Source organism: Paenibacillus sp. FSL P4-0113 (assembly GCF_038009305.1).
Classification (GTDB): Bacteria; Bacillota; Bacilli; order Paenibacillales; family Paenibacillaceae; genus Paenibacillus; species Paenibacillus polymyxa_D.
Genome location: NZ_JBBPAZ010000001.1, coordinates 1748088 through 1770646 on the forward strand (window position 1 = coordinate 1748088; position 22559 = coordinate 1770646).

The following is a 22559-nucleotide window of genomic DNA, read 5'->3' on the forward strand; positions in this document are numbered from 1 at the left end:
ATCCTTTAAGTTCAATTTTCATTATCATAATTACTTGGAATGAGACTCCGAAGACAAAAAAATAGTGTAACCGTTAATCTTTTGAATAAGGATATGCGGCTAAAAAGCGTGGTTCCTCGCCATTTTTTTCAGATAAACCGCTTGTATTACAATCATATATAAAGAACAACGAATTATATTTACCATCTACTTTACTCAAATCATGTAATAGTGGAGATAAAAAAGAATCAACATAGGAAACATCTTTTATACCATCATCTGACCCATCAACCAGAAAGACTCCTTCAGCAAAATCTTCGTCAAAATCATCTATTTTATGATCATTTAAAAAACCGCTAAAAATATTCTCATTCTCATCTTCCGGGTATTTGATCTCAACATATTCAAACAACTCATCTTCAGAGGCAAAGTGACCGTACCAGACGGACACCATATTTTTTTCAAAGCAATTCATATCTTCACCCCGCTAATATTTCAGTTTATACGTATGGTCTATCTGTATCCCGCACCAGCTACCATGCCCTCTACCCCACAACAGCTGTTGAAGCTAAAAAGCCCGCTGAACGCGGGCTTTGCTGTATATTTAGTCAAAATCATGCCTAGCCTTGTTACTCAACCTTAAACTGTTTTAATTCGTCTTGCAGCTTAGTGGACAATTGGTTTAATTGTTTGGAGAGTTCAGCAACCTGTTCGAAGCTCTCCAATTGTTCCTGCGTGCTAGCGCTGACCTCTTCGGTTGAAGCGGAATTCTCTTCGGTGGTGGAAGAGATGATCTCCAGCGCCTGCAAAATCTCATCTTTGTGCTTGTGGACTTTGGAGGTGTTGGTGCTGATCTGGATCATTCGTAATTTCAAATCTTCCAAATCCTTGTTAATGCTAAAGAACACCTGCTTCGTGTCCTCTACCGATCTGGCATTTTCTTCTGCAATTTTCAGACCATGAACGGTATGCTCAACCGATACACTGGTTTTTTCTTCAATCACACGGACCTTCTTGTAGATTTCCTGTGTCGCTAGTGCCGTCTGCTCAGCCAGCTTGCGAACCTCCCCGGCAACCACAGCAAACCCTTTGCCCTGTTCTCCTGCACGCGCAGCTTCAATAGAAGCATTGAGCGCCAGTAGGTTGGTCTGTGTTGCAATTTGGTTGACCGTATCCACGATCCCCGAAATCTCATGACGGCTCAGATCGATATCCTGAATGATGGCCGACATCGCTTGGGTAGAATTGTGATTTTCTTCCGCCCATTTGGATAGCTGATCTACTACTGCAAGCCCTTGTCCGCTTTGTTCGGCAGAGGTTTGCACCATCGATTCGATGGCTTTCGTATCATTGGCAATTTCGTCAATTTGGCCGGATAAGGCTCCGGTTTTTTGTAAAATGTTATCCGTTTCGATGGATTGGTAGTTCGTTGCATTGGCTATTTCATTAATTGCTGTCGCAGTATCGTTCATCGTGATTGCGGTTCTGGAAGAAATGGATTGCAAATCATTTGAAGACTGATTCAAGACTTGAGCTGAGCCGCCTACCATTTGGAGCATGCCTTGAATTTTTTGAACCATATTGTGAACCCCTTGAGAAATTTGCCCGATTTCGTTGTTGGAATGCGTATCAAACGGAACGGTCAAATCTCCATTTTCAATCAGCTTGATTTTGGCAAGCAATTTCGGGATTGATCTCAACAGATAGCGGAGCGTTATATAACAAATCACAACGAGCAGAATGGTGGCTGCAGCAAAACCGCCAATCGTAATCCAGGTAAAGGCTTTTAATTCTGCGAGCGCCTCTTGTTCAGAAATAGTTACACCTACGGACCACCCCGTGTCTTTACTGGTTGCATACCCGATATAACGACGTTCCCCATTATCATTAATGAGCTGTACTCCGGACTCACCAGCAATCATCTTCTTTCCGATCTCCCCAAGATCACCTGTGCTTTCGTTAATCTTTTCTTTCAGCACTTTATTTTGATCGGGGTGATACAAAATATCACCTGTTTTGGATGCAAGAATTGAATAGCCTGTGCTTCCAAGCGAATAGCTTTGCATAACGGCAGGGATGTCTTTGAAAGCAATATCGACAGCAGCAAATCCGATTAATTGGTTACTGCTATCTTTGATCGGATAGAAAATGCCCATGAGCACATTACCCGAATTGACGTCCTTATAGGGTTCTGAGTAGTATAAACCGTTTGCTTCAACTGCCGGTTTAAAGTACGGGCGTGTATGGATATCGAAATCCGGTTTGGAAGCAACACCATCATTCTGAAGAAAGAAGCCTTTACCAGATATTCCTGCAATCCAGGCGTCGGCAAAAGATGGCTCTGCCTTTACAATGGCTGCCAAAGTCGCTACTGTTTCCGCAGCATAAGGAGAAGTTTTCACCATTTCTGCCGATGGGGTGGTTTCTAAATATTGCTTAAAAGTGTTGTTCGTTGACATTTGCTGGACAAGTGAGCCCTTTTCCTTAAACAACGCATCGAATTGACTAACGATGGCCTGCGTCTTGGTCTGGAGCATGGCCTCTTGCTGCTTGACAAGTATGCTTCGCGTGCTTGCAAACATGAACGTCCCCAAGATTGCAAAGACGACAACGATAATAACTAACAAGACCATGGCCAATGTGTTCGCGATGCTGGATGATCTGAATTCGCGCTTCTTCATATTTTGTGACATGCTGCCATCTCCCCGAGAAATATTGAGCAAAAAGCTCTTAGATAATATGTCGGAAATTCGCAGCTGTTTGAATAGGTTTTTAGTATACACAATTTAAGGTTTTGCTATCTGATTCCTCATAGATTCCCACCTAACCTGTTCCGCAACTCCAGCAAAAGATTAGGGCAGCACAAAGAGCCTCCGTCAGACGTAGGCTCTTTACTAAAAGCTATGTATGAACGCAGGGTTATGTGGACTTAAAGTGTACGAGCGATCAGTAAGCTCAACCCCATTATTCTCTATCATTAGCCTAGCTGCATCGTTGTGATACACGTATCGTTTTTCTCATATGTAGAGAATTCAGTTTCAGCCGTTTTACCTTCATGATTGACGCTAATGCGGTAGGTTTTATCCCTCGGCAGCCATAGATCAATAAAACCATTGGGTTGTGATTTCATGGCAGCATTCTCCATGATGACATTCCCTTCGGAGTCGTGAACGGTCACATTGAATTCTCCGTTTTTTATTTCGCCTTGGCAGCCGGTTAGACTATGAGTTGCACAAGGGTGGGTCTCTTCTACATATGGCGCAATCGAAACAAAAAACTCGTTGTCAGGCAAATTATAAGTTATGGGTTGGGCATTGTCTCCATTAACAATTAACTGACTGGAATTAATGGAAGCGGATTGACCTGTTCCCTTGCCTGCGCTGAAATCATGCACCAATTGCTTGATATCTGTTGTCCCGAGCTTGTCCGCTCCTTCTTTCTGCATATTTCCTGCAATCAGGTACGTGCCCAATGCCGCAACAACCAACCCTGAAGCGACCAAGATTCCTTTTTTCATCTGGAGTTCATCTCCTTGTCCGTTTTTAAACATTATAATGTAGAACGCGCCGTAACGGACAAAATACGGTACTGAAGTCACCAGATATTCACATCTTTGCTTGTTTATCCAGACGTATCTGCGTTACATTAGATGATCACCAAAGAGGGGCAAGGAAGTATGAGCAACTCTACTGTCTCAACGTACAAACACCCCACCACTCCTATGGAGCTATGGGGCACAATTCTTTTTAACGATCCCGGTTCACAATATAATTCATTAAGTGCTTCAGAAAAGCGATATTGCGGGGTACCTCTTTTAATGCTTCCATGGCAAGGCAGTAGTGCTCCCACATTTCTTTACTGGCACCTTCGTAACCAAGGATGGACACGAAATTCGAGTTATTGTTATCTGAATCCTGTCCCACAGGTTTTCCAAGTAACAGCGTATCTCCTTCCACATCAAGCAAATCATCTTTAATCTGAAAAGCAATTCCCATATGATAGGCAAATTTCTGCAAAGCAGCAATCTCCAGCTCCTCGGCCTGTGCGAGCATGGCTGGCATAACGAGACAAGCCTCGAACGCCACTCCTGTTTTGTAAAAGCACATCATATTCAGCTGTTCCAATGTCAAAGCCTTTCCTTTGGAATCCAGATCCATCGCCTGCCCCATACACATATCCTCTGCCTTACGAGCCGAATATTGTATCAAGGCAAGTACAGTCTCAGCATTGAATTGGTTCAGTGACGATTGTTCCCCGATAGCCTTCTGGATCAGATATAGTCCGGTTAATTCCGCAGTAGCGCTATTGTGCACCTGATGTAATGTCTGACGCCCTCTACGGGTAGACGCGTTATCCTGGGAAGGCAAATCATCAAAAATCAGGGAGGCTGTATGCATATATTCCAATGATCTTAGAAGAGGCACGATTGCCGATGCGTCTAAGCCATATTCGTTCACACCCATGACCCAGGTCAATATAGGGCGTATCCTTTTCCCATCCCCCTCAAGACTATAATTGGCAGCATCAATAAGCTGTTCTTTCATGGCCTCAATCCCAGAAGGCTTGGTAATTTTCAATTGGTTGTTAATCTGATCACGGACGGTTTTGATCGTATTCATAAAGTCTTCTTTTTCCTTCGAATCATTTTTCAGTTGAGTAATCATCTGATCCCGAAGCAGCTTATCGAAGAAATCTACATCCTCTGCTTTGCCTACCATCTTCTGAATGAGACGATTAAATTCAGGATTTCCAGATGCAAAAATCTCCATTATTTCATTGTACTTTTCTGCACCTACCCGTTCTTTATAACGTTTGAGTCCATTTATTGCACGGTCCAGTATCACCTCGCGAGCCATAGCATCCGAGTCATATACGTTATGGATCAAATTCGAAATGACCGCCCAGTATAGTTCGAAGGGATTGATCAAATCCGATCTTTGATGATGATATTTTAAATAATAGGTATAGGGTGTTACCGCACCGTCCCTCATATCGTCGGCCATATCTGCAAAATCATCAGCAAGCTGGTTATAGATACCATAATAGAATGTTCGTTGCTCAAACCCTCCATCCTCAGGAGCACTAATCACGGAACGGACAATCAAACGGGAAGAAGCAGATTTTAAAATAACGGGTATATAAAGCTCTTCATTGGTGTAATTAGCTCGTGTTAGATCCTTATCCCGGTCGATATCTTGAGAATGAAAGAAAACATAGGACTGCTCGAAAAAGGTTTGCTGTGTGTCTGGCCGCTGATGTGCCTTAATATACTCAAAAGCATCCGAGAGCTCCGAATGGATATAGCGAATGAACTTCATATGATCGCCGGACCAGTCGCCCAGTTCTGGCACAGATCCGGTAAGAAGCGCGGTACGTATCATATGGGAATATTGTTCTTTCTCTTGAACGGTCAACAGCTGAGAATCGAGCAGATCATCAATAAAAGGATAAGTCAACCCATAGGAATACCCAAGCCTGATGGCTTTATCCAGTCTGCGCGAACGTTCAACAGGTGACACGGCTTCGTCCATTTCTTCCATCACATGCAGAATAACCCCAATGATGATTTTAATCAGTTTGCGCTGGGCATGCTCTGCATCCATTTCCTCAGGAATATGAGAAGCTACAGAGTTAAGCTTGTTGATTAGCCAGATTACAGTGGTTTCGATCCCTTCCTTTTGAGACCACCGATACACCCCGGCTAAATTCATAAACTCCGCTTGATCTCTCCTGTTAGCATGGGTGGGTTGAAGCAAATATCTTTTTACGTCAGCAATGACGCGCTGAATCCGGGTCTGTGTGTCGACAGAATCTAGAGCCTTGCCTAGATCCCTCATGTAAATATAAGAGACACTCCGCTTCAGATAATCATCCAGTTTCCCTGTGTAACTCAGCCATTGAATATATCTGTAGTAATCCCGGGTATCCGGCTTTCTCTTATTCCGCGAAAAGAAGGATAACCATGAAGAAGAATGGATATGATTCCTTTTCCATATATGGATATCTTCTGTAAGAGAGGTCACATAAGTTTTATTCTTGACCTGATTATAGAGTGATGCAAAATACTGAAGCGCCTTCTGTTCAGCCAGCTGATATCCTGTATCGGCTTGAAATTTTTCATTCATATGATGCATTACCTCAACTTCTCATTTTGTTAAACATGGTTGCATTTCTCCCTGAGGGAACGAATTTGGATCATGTTTTTATCTTTATACGGAATAAAGTCTGTGAAGTTACGAATAGATTATATCCTTCTATATATATGCTACAATTTCAGAGTAGAACGAAAATAATGATAGGGAGGCATAACGTTGAGTATTAGTCTAGTTAAAGGACAGAAGGTAGACCTAACCAAAAATAATCCATACTTATCCGTGCTAAAAGTAGGCCTTGGATGGGACCCTATGAAGGGTAGAAGCATGGATATTGATGCGTCAGCGCTGCTTCTTAATGAGAACGGCAAGCTGACCCAGACGAAAAATCTAGTATATTTCGGAAACAAAAATAGCCCTTGTGGGGCCGTCGTACATAGTGGTGACAACTTGACAGGACATGGCGACGGTGATGATGAAGTCATTACCGTCTCCCTCCAGCAACTACCACCGGAAGTGCATAGAGTCGTATTTATTGTGAATATATTCCGTTTTTTCAGCTTTGGTAGACGTAAAGATTTCAGTATGGTGAACAATGCTTATATTCGAGTATTGGATGCGTCCCAAGATGAAGAGATTCTCCGATACAACTTGACAGAGGACTATAAAGGGATGTGTAGTATCCGTGTAGGTGAAGTATACCGCTATGGAGGGGAGTGGAAATTCGGTGCTATTGGAGAAGGAAGCACCATTACCTCCCTGAATGAGCTTGTAAAAACGTATGAATAAGCATTTTTGGTGTTAAAGAAAAACCCACGTCTGACGTGGGTTTTTACGCTAACTCTCCTATAGTCACCTGATACAGCAGAGAACCTTCTCGGAGCAGCAGGCGGTCTTTTCTGAAATCCTGTTCGTGCGGCTGAAGGAACTCTTGATCGTCATTTAAAAATCGAATGTGTTGTCCTTTGCTTAAGTTGCCTGGCTTCACATTCTTTTTCAAGACATATTGTCCGTTCTTTCCATACCCGCCATCGAACAAAAAGTGATACCCATCTGTAGCCACCCCGGAGCAGCCGGAAATGCTCGGATTCATAAACGTAATATTCGTACGGTCGCTACCGGAAATACGCCCTAACGAAAAGTCTGAATAGTAATAAAACCAGATTTCCTGTTCGCTGACCACGTTCAAAGCATAGCAATCATGAATGTCTGCCGCTTGGTTTTCATATATTTTGTGTCCTTCTTTATTCCAGGCGACAAGGCCGGAGGACCCCACAGGCTCATTCCAACCATAATTCCCAAATATACCTTCATCAAAATAACTGGTCCAGATCGTACCTTCCCCTGTAACCTGAACACTCTGGATACCGTCTCCAAGCAGTAGTTCATTTATGGTACGGCCTTCATAATCAATAATTTTACCATTTAAATCATATTGGCCGGTTCCATAATAATGACAACGCGCTCCGACGAGCAGTAGATGATGATGTAGAGGCTGTACATAATGATAGTTAAACTGCTGTCCCTCCACATACACTTCTTCAATATGATCGTCTATAATGAGTATCTTGTAAGTACGTCTCTCTTTAAGAGAGGCAGGCGGGAACATCCCTCGTACTCGTTCTGGGATTTTATCAATTAGCAAAATATACACGCGCCCATCAGGGCCAAATTGGGTTGAAACAATCTCAAACCCTTTAGTATAGTTGGAAATATCAACAAATGAATGAAGCTGTTTATTTAGATGTGACAATGTAGTTCCTCCTCTGAAAGATCAGTAAAGTGAAGTATGATTTGTACTGGACTTCATTTTGTCATAACAACATGCTACTGAGGAGGGCGGAAGTATGGCGATATGGATAGTGATCCCAAGAGATGAGGCATCGGCAAAAATATTGGGAACAAAAAAAGCCGGGTTCTGCTCATAATAAAAGCAACCCAGCTTGATCTTTATAGATGTCCCTCTTAAAGTGTCTGGCCCTTGTCGGCCTTCTGCCATAAAGCCTCAGTCAGCTCATCGATCATATCCTTCATCGCCAGCTTCTCACGCCAGTGATTCGGGATACCGCTTAGCCCGTAATAAGCTCCTGCAATTTGCCCATACACCGCCCCGGTCGTATCGGCGTCATCCCCCAGATTTACGGCCAGCAGTGCCCCCTCTTCAAACGAAGTCGAATGGTGAAATGCCCACAGCGCAGCCTCAAGGGAACGAATGACATAGCCGGTTCCCTGTATTTCGGGCGGCTCCTTATCCTTGTAAGATCCCTGAATGATTTCTTCAATGGCTGCCGAATAAGCTGGCTGTTCCTGCCGCCGCCACTTATAGCAGATGTCGGCTGATAACATGGATTCTTTGTCCGCTCCCCGCAGACCTGCCACAAGGATTGAAGCAAGCACAGCACAGGCCTCCACACTTTCGACTGCTCCATGGGTGGTTCGCGAGCTCAGTTCGGCGTACATCACGGCCTCTTCCGGACGGTTCGCATAGGCCATGGCAACAGGTGCAAGCCTCATGATCGAGCCATTACCAGCAGTCATGGGGTCAACGGACCCACTGTACGGCTCTCCAGTGGCCTCGAAGCGATGCAATGCTGCTCTCGTCGCACCGCCGATATCAAAGCACGTTCCCGTGCTGCTCATATATCCCAGGTGATACCAATTGGTGTAGCGACGCATTTGGTCCGCTGGATCAAAGCTATCTTTTTGCACCATACTCTCGGCTAAACAAAGTGCCATAGACGTATCGTCGGTCCACTGCCCCGGCTTTAACCCAAAGACACCGCCGCCCACGATATCCGTTACAGGTTCAAATGTACCTGGACTGCTGAATTCCACAGTGGTTCCCAAAGCATCACCCACGGCCAGTCCAGCGAGACTTCCATAAAAACGATCCTTGATCAGTGCCATTTTGATGTACACTCCTTTAATAATTGTTATAGCTAATGCATATATTTCCATATCACTGGAAGGAAGAAAATCCGGTAACGCCATTTATTCGTAGCTTAAGGCTGTACAACCGCTATCCGGTTTTAATTCAATGAAAATTCCTGCCTCTTGATGGTAAATGAGTGGAAATCGCTCCGTATCTACATCTTCACGCACACCTCTTGAAAGCCGCCATACCTGAAGCGGGACTCCTTTCCCCCATAAGAATAATCGGTCGCCAGAAACGACCATATCCGCTTGGGGATATGGATAAATCCCGTCTTCTTCAGGCTTACAATTTAAAGGCGGGATTGCAGGAAGCACGCGTCGGTACCCGGGCTGAGTCATATCGAATAGGACAACCGCCGGTTCCACTCCTTCCTCTCCCCAATCTTCCTCCTCCAGTAAATCGGCATCCATCTGTCCCCAAACCGCCAATCTATCAGGTCCTGTCCAGCACACTGGCCCATCCCAATCTATGGTTTGCCAAAGATGGCGAACTGACGGACCATTCTCCGATTCCCATGAGTTCAGCAGCCAATTAGATAAGGACCAAGTTCGGACTACTCCTAATGGAGCCCATACCCATCCCGTATCCGCAATCCACTTTCCCTCTGGAGAAGTCAGGAGCCTCCCATGAAAATAATCTAGATAATGCTCATCTTTATTTTCGCTGTTATAAACTGGGGTAGGTCTTGCTGTCAAAAGCCTCCCCGTTTCTACATCCGTCAGATCCAGCCGATTCCATTCCGTCCCATGAACAAGGATACATGCACCGTCTTGATGTACAAAGGCCAGGGGAAACATACTTTTATCGTAGTGGTATTCGTCCCGTGATAATTGCATTTTTTCTTGAGCATGGACTAAATCATACACTGCCGCATGTCGGCCAAATCGATTGGAGATCGCCACGTACTTGCCGTCAGGACTGGTCACCATTTGGACAGGTTGCAGGGGATTAAAATCAGGAATACAAATATGTGTGCATAATTCTGCACTGCCAGAGCGAAGCTCTAGCCTCCACAGTTCTGCCTGTGTGTTCAATGCCAGCAAGGTTATGCTTCCGTGAGAGCCACCTTTTACAGGATGAATGGCCGTAAGACGTCCGATAGTCTGTGGTAAATCGGGTAAAGAAACGTGAGAGAATGGCATCATTTAACCCCTTTTAATCTGGATAAATAATAATTTATACCCGTATTTGTGAAGCTGGATTTATCGACAAAAAATCTGAGTTCAAGCAATGCAGACAATACTTTTATAAAAACTCCCGTTTTTTTCTTGCAAAAACATTTAAGATATGTAATTTCGCTAGGATTACTTTTGAGAATAAAATAGGAGTAATTCATCAAGATCAAATGGGAGATGAACTGCTCTGTTGGAGATTGATGCTCATTGATACAGTCGATCAGCACCTCTAATACCCTATTTTTATTAGAGTTATAGGCTTGTATAAACATCGTTGCTTCTGCAAACGGCTTGTTGAAATCGTCATACGGAAAATCATATACATCATGACTGCCTAGGATGAAGCTGACCAACTGACCTTGCAAAATTTTTATTTTTCCTAGCGCTGCCCGGGTATCCATATCCATCTCATTTTTGTTAATATGCTCATGCAACATGTCAATTAGAATATGCATATCATACTGTTGTGCGTCTTCCATCCTGTACATCATCTTATTATTTTCAATCGTTAGACGATCATAAATGTCATCCCCTAAACCCAATTCAAATAAGAGATGATGAAGGAAAAATAGTCTGTCCTGAGTAAGCGAGAATTCATCGCCTCTCTCTGCTAGATGTGAAACTTGATATTGATAATAAAAACAACATAACTTTTTTCGGCTATAAACAGCATCTTTATGTATATCAAAAACGTTAAAAATGAGTGCAAGCAATCGAATCAGACGTTCAGCATCCGCTAAGCTTAGAATGGGATGATTCATTTTTGTAAATAGCGACCTATCAAACAGATCATGCCATCGCACTAAAGAAATATGACTCTGCTCATTTATATTCAGAGTTAGTATTCTTAAATTTTGCTCTTGATCAGGATAGGAATAAAATAGATATTCATGATCTACATCAGAAATACGCTCATTAAAATAGGCCCTTAATTTGTAATCGTATATTTTAGAAAATGACATTTCTCTCCTCCTTGCAACATTATTTTCGAACTCCTATATTGTAAAATTAATCTGGATCGACTGGCAAGGCGGTATAAATACAGAAACATATGTTCTTCATTTCTATATTATGATATCTTTATGCTAGGAATGAAACGTTATGACGAAGGTCATAGCCTACGATTAGAAAGGAATGAACACCTATGAAACAGCTAAGCGAAGCTCTGACCCGGTTTGTACAACAACAAAACCTGTATAATGCAACCTACGGGCTATTCCAAGACCACGACATCCAGCCCCGGACGGAGAACCTGACAGATTGCTGGGACAACCGCATACCTATATCCCCTGAGCTTGAGTACCTATATAGCCATTATGAAATGATCGATGCTAAGGCAGCGGGAACACACAAATTAAAAAATGCAGCCGTTGAAATCGGGGATGCTGCTGTTCTCTTTTTTGTCGCACCAGAACATTTATATCGCCAACAGCTGGGCTATCGCTTCATTACATCTGGAGAGCTTGTTCATGAGTCATCTTCGTGGCCCTCCCACCATGTTGTAATTGCCACGTTTAATGATGATCCAGTCATTGTCGATACTAGCGCACCTGCTTCCCCTGTATATGCTGCAATTGAAGGTGGCGCAGCGCAGCAAGTTGCTGACTCTTTAGCTAACTTCTTTACGGCTCTTTCCATCCTGATTGAAGGTGCCTGTACCTTTAAGGGAGAATTGATAGATGAAGATACATACGAAACCAAAGCAGAATATATCGAGCACGTAAAACCATTGCTACATCATTTGTTGGGCGAAAACCAAACCACGTATTTGCTGAATTACCTATCCTTTTGTTAGAAATCCTATTTGTTAAAGAGAGGTGGGGCTTTTTATGATCTATATCGCATTACTGCGGGGCATCAATGTGGGCGGCAATAACAAAATCGAGATGAAGAAGCTCAAGCAAACGTTTGAACATGCAGGTATGGGGCATGTGACAACTTACATTAATTCTGGAAACATTATTTTTTCCAGTCAGGAGCGGCCCAACCAGGAGCTATCACTCATACTGGAACAGGCGATTCTGGAGGATTTTAGCTTACCCATCCGCGTCATCGTCCGTAATATGAAGGAGATTCAGAGCATTATGGAGGCACTGCCGAATGAATGGGCTAATGATACACAGATGAAAAGTGATGTAATGTTTCTGTGGGATGAAATTAACGATATTTCCGTTCTGGACAAGCTTCCTTTAAAACCGGGAATTGGACATGTCATCTATACGACCGGAGCCATTCTGTTTTCTGTCAGCAAAGAACAAGTCACAAAAAGCGGGTTAACGAAATTAGTCGGCACCAAGCTGTATCAGCAAATGACGGTGCGGAATGTGAACACAACCCGTCAGATTTATAAGCTGATGCAAATGGCTGAACAGGAAGAACTACGGGATACGAGCTCTTGACTGTAGTCGTGTTTAAATTGGGAGGGATAGGCAAGATAAAAAAACATATAGTGATTAAACAGCCAACATCTTATTACAAAGGTGCTGGCTGTTTTAAAAAAATTCTTCAAAAATATTGTTCGATGAAACTATCAATCTTTGTTAGATCATCCTTTATCATTTGTTCAACTGAAGAAGTGGTAAGCAATGGAGCTAACTTTTCTGGGTGCGCTATGCAATATTCATAATCAATTGCACATTCTGTCTCGTACTTATTTGTGGCGATCCTTTGAAATAAATCATAAGACAAATCAGAGGTCACTTCATTAAACTCTACTTCTAACATTTCTAAAAACCTAAGTAAAGTCCAATTTTTAATTGTACTCGATACTTCTTGGTTATCGTTCATCTCTTGAAGTGCATAGACAGAAGATAAACCAAATGCCAATTGTTCTGTACCATTCAGTTCCTTCATGTGCTCAATAAAAGGTTGAATGCTTTCCAAAAAATAATTTTTACTTTCATCCGCAAAAAACTCAACAAGAATACAAAATACGTTATAAATATAAGTATGAAATTCGGACTCGTTAATAATCCAGTCAATCAAGCTCAAAATTTTGACTTTATTATATGAATGGTCATTAATATTCTTACATAATAGATAAACTTGAATCTCAGAGGCTATAAAATACAACCATCCATTATTATGCCCCAAGTAGCTACTCTCTTTAATCAAGTTCCATTCTTCATTTGATATATTGAGCCATTGTTTCAAATTATCCCGATTAAAATACATTTCATTATGTTCCTGCGCTGCAACTGCAATCTTGGTAAGAATTTCATATTCGGAACAATCAATTGAACTAAACATGTTGTTGAAGAAATTGCGAATCTGATTCTCTATTCTATTACCTCGTTTATATTCATCAACAATTTTCGCGAGAAAAAGCGGATCAGTAGAATAATATGTTCCTTTCCATTTAGATTTTCCCATGAACAAATCTTCTTGAACTCGATCCATGATAGTAATTTCACAGCCTACTATTCCAGCTAAATTAATTAAAGAATCCCAACTATCTTGATCATCCCTATGTATATAGGGAAGCAACTCCTCCATAAAATCCCTTTCACTTGTTTCTTCCACAAAAATATCATCTTCATGAAATTCGACTTGGCTTTTATTAGGATTACGATTTAAAGTTTCTTCAAAGTTAGAATGAATTCTATTCCACTTTACTGGATATCCGTCCCAATTTATAGTTTTTTCCAATGTTCTCATGGCCTTAAGGGATTTTTTTTCAATCTTTACGTTATATAATTCGAACACTTCTGGAACGTCTTCGAATAACAATTGCTCAATCTCAATTTTCAAATAATCGGATGCATAAAATTCATAATCATCCTCAATAAGCCAAACAATATTATCAGAAATTTCGTTGTAGTTTTCTTGGAGATAGCAGTCAAAGTCTTGACCATATATATCTCCGAATTCATAAAAAACGATGTAAAATTTCAAAAAATTTATTTTAGAACGGTAGCCATCTAATAACTCTTTCATAGCAGGGATTTCGAACCCTTGCTTTAATAACTTATTGACAATCTTAGGAACGCCATACTTCTCTTCATCAGAAAGTGCATGACGGTCATCTTTTAACAAACTATTAATAAAAAACGCCTTTAACTTTTCTATTACATCCCTTAATTTTTGAGAGTTATATTGTTCATTCAAATCTAATATTTGTCTTAATTTAAGATTGTAACTGTTGGTATAATCTGAAGAGAAATAAAAGTCTGTAAATCTATCATCTGTACAGTATTCCTCTAGCCCATTGGAGTAGATAAAATCTAAACGTTCGTAATCTTTAGCGATTCTATCAATAATTCCTGGAATAATTGTCTGCTCAAACTCCATATTATTATGTTCATCAATTAAATTTAGTAAAAGTAAATTGTGAGCGAAAAACAAAATAGGATTCATTAAATTAATACTCTTAATAATATTTAGCCCATACAGTGACAGATTTTTCGATATTAAATGCCTCCAAAATTCCATCATGCTATGATTGTTAAATCCTATAATTGTTTTTTTTGCTTCAAAGTCAATACCTGTCAATGTTCTGATAAAATTCATATCTCTAACGAAACAAAAAGAGGCGGACAATTGATCCAAAGCATCATCAAAACTTTGCCACTTTTGCCAAGGAAGACTTTCTTGTAAGTCCCCGTAGCATTTTCTTAAAATATTTAATTCAACCGGATCTTTAAAGATTGCCATACATATACCAAGATAAACTGCACTTTTTGAGATCTCATGAAGGTGATTATACATTTTCTCATAAATTTCATTAGGATTCTTCAATGTTTCCAACAGTATTTTTCCCGGATGAATACCATCATGCTTTATTTTAGAAAGAAGATGGATCGCATCATTAATAAATCTGGGATTATAATTATCGTGATTAATGATTCTGTCAGTAACTATTACAATGCTGTGCAAAAGACTATACTGTAAGTTTGACTTTTTTAGAATACTCCAACATATCCTCATCTTGTCTGAGCTTTCTAAGCTAGTTGAAGATAACTCAACACTCATATTTTGAATTATTACCTTTAACTCTTGTAATAATTTCATACCTTCAAAAAGAATATTTTTTCTCGAAATCAATACAATTTTATGATTATTTCCACTAATAATGCTCTTAAGCATTCGATAAATTTTAGATTCATCATTTTGGATCTGATTATTGACGTAATTTACACCTAAAAAGTCATCTACTACAAATAATTGCTTTTTATCTGAGCGATAAAATTTATACACATCTTCAATAGTATCTGTAAAAAAAAGATCAAGCTCCTCATTTTGCATCAAATAATGGAATGCTATATTAAAACCTAGCATCGTTTTCCCAATTCCCGGTTCACCATATACCAATAAACAATTATGTGAATCCATAATATCAAGTGATTCATGATAAGCTTTCGTTTTTATGTAGTACTCAACGTTATTTTTCATTTCATTTAAGTGAAATTGATTAAAATTATTGGGTCCACGCAAAATAATATTTTCTAAAATATGTTCAAAAACTACTGTACTAGGCGTCCATAAATTATTGTATTTTAATTGAATAATAGAAAACTTTGGGTCAGCAAGATACTCATTTAGTTCTATTCTACCAATTATATCTTCATCAGAATGGATATATCCTTTAAATAAATCCATTATTTCCCTTTGTTGTTCTTTATTCAATCCAACTGATGTTACTAAAATATATCGACTCGGCTTCAAATTACGCAACTTTAATACTTCTTTTTTCAAACTTCCTTTCAAAATGTTAAAATCATTTTTATAGCATTTTGCTTGAATAATAGTATTATCACTGTACCTATACCCATCAATGCCTCCATCCCTACCTTTAGGATATCTGCGAAATACATTGGGTTCTAAATTTTCTCGAACTCGAACAATATCTATTGCCAACGCCTCAAATTCAACGTCATCTAATAATGCGTGAAAATCATAATTAATTTTCATAATCTCCCATCTTTCTAAGACTGATATATTCATCTTTGAATCCTATGAATGTGTTATACTTCATGCTTTACTTTCTAACTTAATAAAGTAATCTGTGATTGTAAAAAGGGCTTTTCTTTTACTATCCATAAATTCATTAAGTTCAAAAGGGAGCCTCCTTACGGCTCCCCAGCCGTTTTTTTCTCCCTTCATTTAAATACCAACACCGTATGGTCCTCATTAAATTTTAAAGCCTGCAACCAGTTCATTTAGTCGAGCTGCACTTTCCTTCACCTGATCAGACTGGTATGCCACTTCACGAGATTTTTCCGTTGAAGACACCATATTCTCAGCAATGTGTTGGGTAGATATGGCGGACTGTTCGCTGGCGGTAGCAATCTCATGGATCGCTCTCACCATGGTTTGGATGGTTTCATTTACCTGCTTAGAGGTGGCGTTCAAATCATTGACTGTGTTCGTGTGCTCAACAGCATCATTGTAATATTGCCCTGCTGTATCCTCAAGCAGCTGATAATCCTTGCCTACCTGGGCTTGCAGGAAGTGCAGCAATTCTTCTGCATTGGTAGTCAGATTTTCTACAGACTGCACAACCTCTTGAGTAACACTCTGAATTTGGTCTACCGCGTGTTTGGAGCCGTCTGCCAACTTACGAATCTCGTTAGCTACAACCGCAAACCCTCGACCTGACTCACCGGCACGAGCTGCTTCAATGGATGCATTTAGGGCCAGTAAATTGGTCTGTGCCGTAATTTCCAAGATAGACTGAGAAAGTATACGAATCTGGTCTACTGCCTTGGCTCGCTCTAACGCTTCCGTCATCTTTTCATTAGCTTTTTGGTAAATTTCTTTGGCCGCTTTATTGGATTGACTAGCCGCCTGCTTCAATGTTTCAGCTTTTACACTCGTATCATAGGCAGACTGAGCTCTTTCTTGAGTTTTGACCGAGATATACTCTGCTGCCCGCTGCATTTCTTCCGCAGAATGGTTCATATTTTCGGTGTATGCCGAAGTCTCTTCCATAGCTGCTGACAGCTGTTCGACCGTGGCTGATACATCGCGAATCCGCTCATTGAGATCTGTCATATTATGATTCGTCTGATCACTCAGTTGGTTAATTTGATGTGACTCATTGATCACCCCTGTGATGACCATTGAGGTTGAATCTGTCATTTGCTGAATGGCACGAGCTATAACAGCGATCTCATTATTTCCTTTGAGCAAGGCAGGATCAAGTGCTGTCGTTAAATTTCCTTGGGTAATCTCTTCACAGTATTTCGTAATGGTGCTCATCCGGGAACGGATATTTCGAATGGCTGCAAAGGAGATTGTGATCAGAACAGCCAACACGAGAGCAAGAACTGTGATTAAAACAATTGTGCGCATTTTGATCTCGTTTTGCGTATTTTGATATAGGTTGGCGGATTGCTCATTGTTATAATCTGAAATCGTAGTCAGCATCGTAACAATGGCCGTACTAGATTTATTGATCCGGCCTCTCTCTTCTGTGTCATAGGTTCCAGTATTCTTTTTGACGGCCATGATCTGTTCGATGTCCTGAAAATACGTGTCTATACTCCTCTGTAGTTCCTCAAACAATTTCTGTTCCTTAGTATCCAATGTCCTTTGTGAAAATTCATTTAGCCCAGTTGTAACGCTATTTTTTCCTTTCTGCACCTGCTTATACTGTTTATCTGTATACTCCTTATTGTCGAGTATTTTTGTATAATTGGCTCGCATGTTATAAAAGTCACTTTTGACCTCAAGAATATTCGTCTGGTGTTGAAAGCGATCTGTATACAAAATACCTTGACCCTCTTTAGCTTGATACATACCGATAACTCCTACCAACGATACAATGAGCAAACCCACTAAGCTGATCATAATCATGGAGATCATCGTTGTCGTGATCTTTAAATCTCTAAAACCTTTTCCTTTTTTAGTCCTGTCCGATAGTTGGTTACTCATTCAAACCCCTCCAGCTCGTCTATGGATAATAGTTCACGCTGCTCTCAACTTTCACGAGTACTCTGGTCTTCCTCTTGATGCTGCCCTCCATACAACAAAATAAAGCAGATCACAAAACGTGATGCTATATATATCGGTAGAAAGCGCTTAAATTTATTAGCCAAATTACAGTACTGCAAAAATAATGAATATTATAATAGGCAAATTCATACATAGGCTTGCTACATGAATCAACAATTTTAGGTACTCATAAGCATTGGATGTTTGGTAAACTAGAGAGGGATTTTTACATGAAGTGGGACACATATGCAAACTAAGATCTAAACACTGGATGATGGGGGAGAACGTATGGTGACAAACATACAAAATCAAAAACAAGTATATATAATCCACGGATACACAGCTTCGCCAACAGATCATTGGTTTCCTTGGTTACAAGACAAATTACAGGAAGACGGGGTTTCGGTAAATATACTAGATATGCCCAACTCGCAAGCCCCCAAACTTAATGAGTGGATTGAGCATCTATTGCAAAATATTAAAGCCCTACATAAAGACATCTATTTTATTGGTCATAGCTTGGGTTGTGTATCCATATTAAGATACCTGCAGCAAGTCAACATCCCTGAACCACTAGGTGGCGCCGTTTTCGTTTCCGGTTTTACTGACCCAGTGCCAAGCCTGCCGTCATTAGATGAATTTACAAATGACCATTTGGATCATCAGCAGATCACGGATTCGCTAAAAGCGCGTGCAGTTATAGCTTCAAAGGACGACGCAATTGTCCCCGTTGCACTTAGTAAGAAACTAGCGGAAGATATCCGGGCTGATTTTCACGAATTAGATCATGGAGGGCATTTTTTACAAAGTGACGGCTTTACCACTTTACCGATCGTCTATCAAGTTTTAATAGAAATGATGAATGAAAATAAGTAGCGTTAAAAACCCGCAAAATAGACCTAGCAAAAGGGTCCAGCTTGCGGGTTTTACATTTTCTACTGGATGAGCTATGGAAAATAAAGCGTATGTTTAGTCAAGATATTAATACAATGCCCATTTTTCCGTACACAGCTCTATAAATGAATGGGCAACCTGTTCACATTCGTCATACCCCAAGCTACCAGAATGAGCAAAAAGAATGGGATATTCGTTGTTACTTTTTTCCTCTCTCATATCAAACATATAGTGGTTTCCGCTACCATCCATCGCAAACGACACGGCACCCGGCATATACTCTGGCAGCTCGTAGGCGAGGTTCATTTCTCTCAAATCTTCAGTATTGAAAAACTGGAAATAACGTTCTCCATTCTGAAATTCACCGCCATTAGAATATTTCAGCAATTCTATGTAACTATCAGGAAATTGTCCTTGGGGCAAATGCCAGCTAACAGGATCTAGCGGTTTATATTGATCATAAAATGGAGACGATTTCGGAAAAGGGTTCACTTGTCTTTGTTGGATTTCGTGAATTTCCTGCTTCGATAGCTTGATGTTCCATGTGCTCAAAAAATTCGCGATTTGTTCACCAGTTGCTTCCGGACATTTTATAAATTGATGTTCAAAGTGAATACTCCACATAATAACCACCCTCCTACCTTGACGTCTCTAAAAGTTGTTGTTGCTACCTTTTTCAAACTTTTCCATCTTTTCCAGCCCATTCAGCCACACTTTCATGAGGTTGAAGGTTCTCACGTTTATAGTAAAAAACGGTCTTGAGCTCGTAATCTAAGTTTTCCGCAGCAATGAAAAATCGGGTACCAAACGTTTGATCCTCCATACAAATCACAGGCCCCTCAATAAATCTGTAAGAGACAGATTTTAACATTTCCAATTCCTTGTCATTAGCCAGTCTAAAGCATTCAATTGAAAATACACCGCCCGGACAGGAAATAAACGAGACCTCGTAAAATGTGATCTCTATGTTGTGATAATAGCTGAAGTCAAAGCTCCCTGCTAGTACCAGCTTGGGGCGACTTGTATAATCATAAATGTAATAATGGTCAATGTTATTTTGAGAAAGTATTTCATCAGTTGCATCAGTTTGGATTGAATGGAATGATTCATGATCTACGCCTCCTCCCATTAGCGGGGCTAGCCCCTATCTATTACTGCCTGCCACGCTTCTGTTACCGCTATAGGCGATTTGTGGCTGGTCTCTCCGCCACCTTCCTGAGTCCATAGCGGCGGATAATAAGCAAATACCTCTCCTTGCTGAAGTTGCTCCATATCCGACTGCCAACCATTCCAACGGAATGTCTGGTAGAACAAGCCCAAATCTCCCTCAGCCAACCAGCTCAAGAAACCGGAATAAGCCAGCTCAGTGGATTCCCACTCCAATGCATCCGGTGCAAAATAGTAGATGTGGCCGCTACGTCCAAACTTCCCTGTATCCAATCCAAAGAAGCCACCTGCTGCATCATAGGCCACAATCAGCATTCCCCCAAGTGCAGGGACGCTCACTGGCTCTTGCAGCCCGTTCCACGAAGCCAAACTACCGTAAATTTCAGGCCCACCTGCACCCAGTAAGGTGATCCATCCGTGGTCAAATATGATCCCTCCTGTTTCATAGGCAACCGTTCCCAAGTACGATTTTGTGCTCACTTGCAAACGGTAGAGCGAATCTCTCCTAGCAGATTCCGATTCTGCCGGTACAATGCGAAATGGATTATTCCCTTCTTGCAGAATGTTTCTGACCTCTTCCCATGCATGGTTGTCCTGATCCACCAGCTCATCAACCGTTAACGTATGCATATCCATTCTCCTTCCTGTATTCCGATATCTATCTTTCAACCTTTGAACTGATTTTCGAAAACCTGCGTTTGCTCTAAAATCACCCACTGATTCAGCTCGTCGTAGCCTTGGACAATCGCCGTGATCTCATGCCTCGGATACATCCACTCAGATGGGGTCTTTTCCGCATATGAATGGGTGTCTGCCAATCCGACTGCATTGTGCTGGAAAATATGAATAAGTGTTCCGTGTGGAAAAAAGGCTTCAATATATCCGCTTACCTTAGTCCCAACCGGCAGTACGGTTTTGACTTGATGCCATTCCTTGTTAAAGGTGTGAAGATTGCTAGACCAGATTTCTTCAAACTCTTTTTTTGTAATTTTCGTATAATAGGGCTCTGTATCATCAATCGCTTTCTCTGCTAACAAGAAATGATATTGCTCGTGCTTACGATTAGAAGCAATAAAAGTACCGTCATCTTGGATCACAATTTGCCGATAGGCTACGCCGTCTGAGTCTATTTCAAAATACCAGGTTCCCATGCCTGGTTCCGGACAATCTTTAAGATATTTCATTGGCCCCTCCTAAAAGGATGTATAACCGCATCATTTTATCTTTCTTTTTCCGCTATAGCTCCTTGCCAAATAAGCGAGATATTTCGAACGTGTCAGTCCTCCTGTTTGGCGGTTGAACTCATCATACGAAATGTCTTCCGGGAATCCGAATTCGGCCAGTGCTTTTCGACGCTCCTCCCGATACAACGGATTATCCAGCGTTTTGTGCCACTCCCGCTCTTCCCAAGGACCAAAACAGTCCGTAATAATACCTGAATACACACCGTTATTTAAAAATTCCCGCGAAGACTTGAACACTGTCTCCCCTTCCGGTTTGGAAATTGTGCCCGTTCCCCAGGACAGTCTATATATTCTTTCATTACTGCTATCCGTGCTAATGCCGTAACCCATCGGAAACACAATGTCCTCTTCCGCCAACGGTTTATGCCCTACCCGCTCGTAGGCCCCACGCATAAAGGAATCATCCATAACAATCCAGGTTGTATCCGATAACGGGGCGGCTGTGATGGATTCCAAAGTTATTGAACGGTCACGACTTGTGCACAAATACGGACGTACGAATAAAGGCATCGTCATGACACTGTTCCATATGCTCTCCTTTGCAAACAACTGATCCTTTTGCATTTGGCGCAAATCACCGACGACCAGTACATACCCATCTGTGAAAAGGTCTATTTCCACGCGGAAGATGTCTCCCGGAATGGTTTTATAACGCAGGTTTTTCATATGCTTCAATCGTTCCAGCTTACGATCATAGTCGTTAGGCACAAGCGACGGGTAACGTTGAAGCCAATCGATGATCTCTTCTTTACTATGTAAATGCTCACATCCAGTGATGGGCAATCTCACGCCAGTTTTGCTATTCACAGCAGTAACATAACTAATATTACGATCTCTTCGAATGCCTGCTGAAAAGGACACACCTTCTGCTGTGATGCTCGAAACACTTGTATAATTCAGTTTTTTCTCTTTGCCACGAGCCGTTTTAGGCAGAACAAATGCCCGATCACGAGTAAAAATCTCTACATCAGCTTCTCCATAAGCATCCTCTTTGGAAGAAATTCGCTTGCGAATAACATCTCCATCCATACAAATAAAATATCCTTCTTTAATTTCTACTACGTCCCAATGTTCTTCCAGCGTCTCCAGCCCAAAATAGGGTCGTAACGCGTTCGTTAACCAACTATTCATCTGCTCC

19 protein-coding genes are annotated in these 22559 nt (G+C 41.1%); 4 read left to right on the forward strand and 15 right to left on the reverse strand.

What is annotated here, in order from left to right:
- Window positions 1–73: 73 nt before the first annotated feature.
- The 4 genes from MKX46_RS07285 to MKX46_RS07300 all read right to left on the reverse strand — a co-directional run bounded on the left by MKX46_RS07285 (window position 74) and on the right by MKX46_RS07300 (window position 6113).
- The gene (locus tag MKX46_RS07285) at window positions 74–454 is read right to left on the reverse strand and encodes an immunity 22 family protein (RefSeq protein WP_341071040.1); all 381 of its coding nucleotides are present in this window, start codon (window positions 452–454) and stop codon (window positions 74–76) included.
- Between the two features lie 154 nt (window positions 455–608).
- Window positions 609–2672: a methyl-accepting chemotaxis protein gene (locus MKX46_RS07290; RefSeq protein WP_341071041.1), complete on the reverse strand. Its 2064-nt coding sequence runs from the start codon at window positions 2670–2672 to the stop codon at window positions 609–611.
- 284 nt (window positions 2673–2956) lie between these two features.
- The gene (locus MKX46_RS07295; RefSeq protein WP_165149793.1) at window positions 2957–3496 is read right to left on the reverse strand and encodes a CueP family metal-binding protein; all 540 of its coding nucleotides are present in this window, start codon (window positions 3494–3496) and stop codon (window positions 2957–2959) included.
- Between the two features lie 229 nt (window positions 3497–3725).
- Window positions 3726–6113 carry a polyprenyl synthetase family protein gene (locus MKX46_RS07300; RefSeq protein WP_341071042.1) on the reverse strand — a complete coding sequence of 796 codons (2388 nt, stop codon included), beginning with the start codon at window positions 6111–6113 and terminating at the stop codon, window positions 3726–3728.
- Window positions 6114–6290: 177 nt separating this feature from the next.
- Here MKX46_RS07300 and MKX46_RS07305 point away from each other — a divergent pair, with 177 nt between their 5' ends.
- Window positions 6291–6860 carry a TerD family protein gene (locus MKX46_RS07305; RefSeq protein ID WP_069010531.1) on the forward strand — a complete coding sequence of 190 codons (570 nt, stop codon included), beginning with the start codon at window positions 6291–6293 and terminating at the stop codon, window positions 6858–6860.
- A gap of 43 nt (window positions 6861–6903) precedes the next feature.
- Here the strand turns inward: MKX46_RS07305 and MKX46_RS07310 are convergent, their stop codons facing one another.
- The 4 genes from MKX46_RS07310 to MKX46_RS07325 all read right to left on the reverse strand — a co-directional run bounded on the left by MKX46_RS07310 (window position 6904) and on the right by MKX46_RS07325 (window position 11143).
- The gene (locus tag MKX46_RS07310; protein WP_165149789.1) at window positions 6904–7824 is read right to left on the reverse strand and encodes a hypothetical protein; all 921 of its coding nucleotides are present in this window, start codon (window positions 7822–7824) and stop codon (window positions 6904–6906) included.
- Between the two features lie 212 nt (window positions 7825–8036).
- Complete coding sequence (locus tag MKX46_RS07315; protein WP_165149787.1) at window positions 8037–8978, reverse strand: ADP-ribosylglycohydrolase family protein; 942 nt, start codon at window positions 8976–8978, stop codon at window positions 8037–8039.
- Window positions 8979–9062: 84 nt separating this feature from the next.
- Complete coding sequence (locus MKX46_RS07320; protein ID WP_341071043.1) at window positions 9063–10148, reverse strand: hypothetical protein; 1086 nt, start codon at window positions 10146–10148, stop codon at window positions 9063–9065.
- Window positions 10148–11143 (reverse strand): hypothetical protein, encoded by a 996-nt coding sequence (locus tag MKX46_RS07325; protein WP_341071044.1) that lies wholly within the window; start codon window positions 11141–11143, stop codon window positions 10148–10150. The genes MKX46_RS07320 and MKX46_RS07325 overlap by 1 nt, the downstream gene beginning before the upstream one ends.
- Window positions 11144–11325: 182 nt before the next feature.
- Here MKX46_RS07325 and MKX46_RS07330 point away from each other — a divergent pair, with 182 nt between their 5' ends.
- Together MKX46_RS07330 and MKX46_RS07335 are read left to right on the forward strand one after the other, a co-directional pair.
- Window positions 11326–11976: a hypothetical protein gene (locus MKX46_RS07330; protein WP_318627423.1), complete on the forward strand. Its 651-nt coding sequence runs from the start codon at window positions 11326–11328 to the stop codon at window positions 11974–11976.
- Window positions 11977–12010: 34 nt separating this feature from the next.
- On the forward strand, window positions 12011–12580 hold the full coding sequence (locus MKX46_RS07335; RefSeq protein WP_341071045.1) for a DUF1697 domain-containing protein: 570 nt from the start codon (window positions 12011–12013) through the stop codon (window positions 12578–12580).
- Between the two features lie 106 nt (window positions 12581–12686).
- Here the strand turns inward: MKX46_RS07335 and MKX46_RS07340 are convergent, their stop codons facing one another.
- Window positions 12687–16091, reverse strand: coding sequence for an nSTAND3 domain-containing NTPase (locus MKX46_RS07340; RefSeq protein ID WP_341071046.1), 3405 nt, complete (start codon window positions 16089–16091; stop codon window positions 12687–12689).
- Window positions 16092–16310: 219 nt separating this feature from the next.
- On the reverse strand, window positions 16311–18056 hold the full coding sequence (locus MKX46_RS07345) for a methyl-accepting chemotaxis protein (protein WP_069010522.1): 1746 nt from the start codon (window positions 18054–18056) through the stop codon (window positions 16311–16313).
- A gap of 348 nt (window positions 18057–18404) precedes the next feature.
- On the opposite strand from MKX46_RS07345, the gene MKX46_RS07350 reads away from it, so the two are divergent.
- Window positions 18405–18992 carry an RBBP9/YdeN family alpha/beta hydrolase gene (locus tag MKX46_RS07350; RefSeq protein ID WP_341071047.1) on the forward strand — a complete coding sequence of 196 codons (588 nt, stop codon included), beginning with the start codon at window positions 18405–18407 and terminating at the stop codon, window positions 18990–18992.
- Between the two features lie 105 nt (window positions 18993–19097).
- Here the strand turns inward: MKX46_RS07350 and MKX46_RS07355 are convergent, their stop codons facing one another.
- From MKX46_RS07355 to MKX46_RS07375, 5 genes are read right to left on the reverse strand one after another with little or no spacing between them, the layout of a single operon-like run.
- Complete coding sequence (locus MKX46_RS07355) at window positions 19098–19634, reverse strand: SMI1/KNR4 family protein (RefSeq protein WP_341071048.1); 537 nt, start codon at window positions 19632–19634, stop codon at window positions 19098–19100.
- Window positions 19635–19686: 52 nt separating this feature from the next.
- Window positions 19687–20139, reverse strand: coding sequence for a hypothetical protein (locus MKX46_RS07360; protein WP_341071049.1), 453 nt, complete (start codon window positions 20137–20139; stop codon window positions 19687–19689).
- An 8-nt stretch (window positions 20140–20147) separates the two neighbouring features.
- A complete protein-coding gene (locus tag MKX46_RS07365; protein ID WP_341071050.1) occupies window positions 20148–20807 on the reverse strand; it encodes a DUF2625 domain-containing protein in 660 nt (219 codons plus the stop codon).
- Between the two features lie 35 nt (window positions 20808–20842).
- Window positions 20843–21361: a hypothetical protein gene (locus MKX46_RS07370; protein WP_126665903.1), complete on the reverse strand. Its 519-nt coding sequence runs from the start codon at window positions 21359–21361 to the stop codon at window positions 20843–20845.
- Window positions 21362–21391: 30 nt separating this feature from the next.
- On the reverse strand, window positions 21392–22552 hold the full coding sequence (locus MKX46_RS07375; protein WP_341071051.1) for an immunity 26/phosphotriesterase HocA family protein: 1161 nt from the start codon (window positions 22550–22552) through the stop codon (window positions 21392–21394).
- Window positions 22553–22559: the final 7 nt, after the last annotated feature.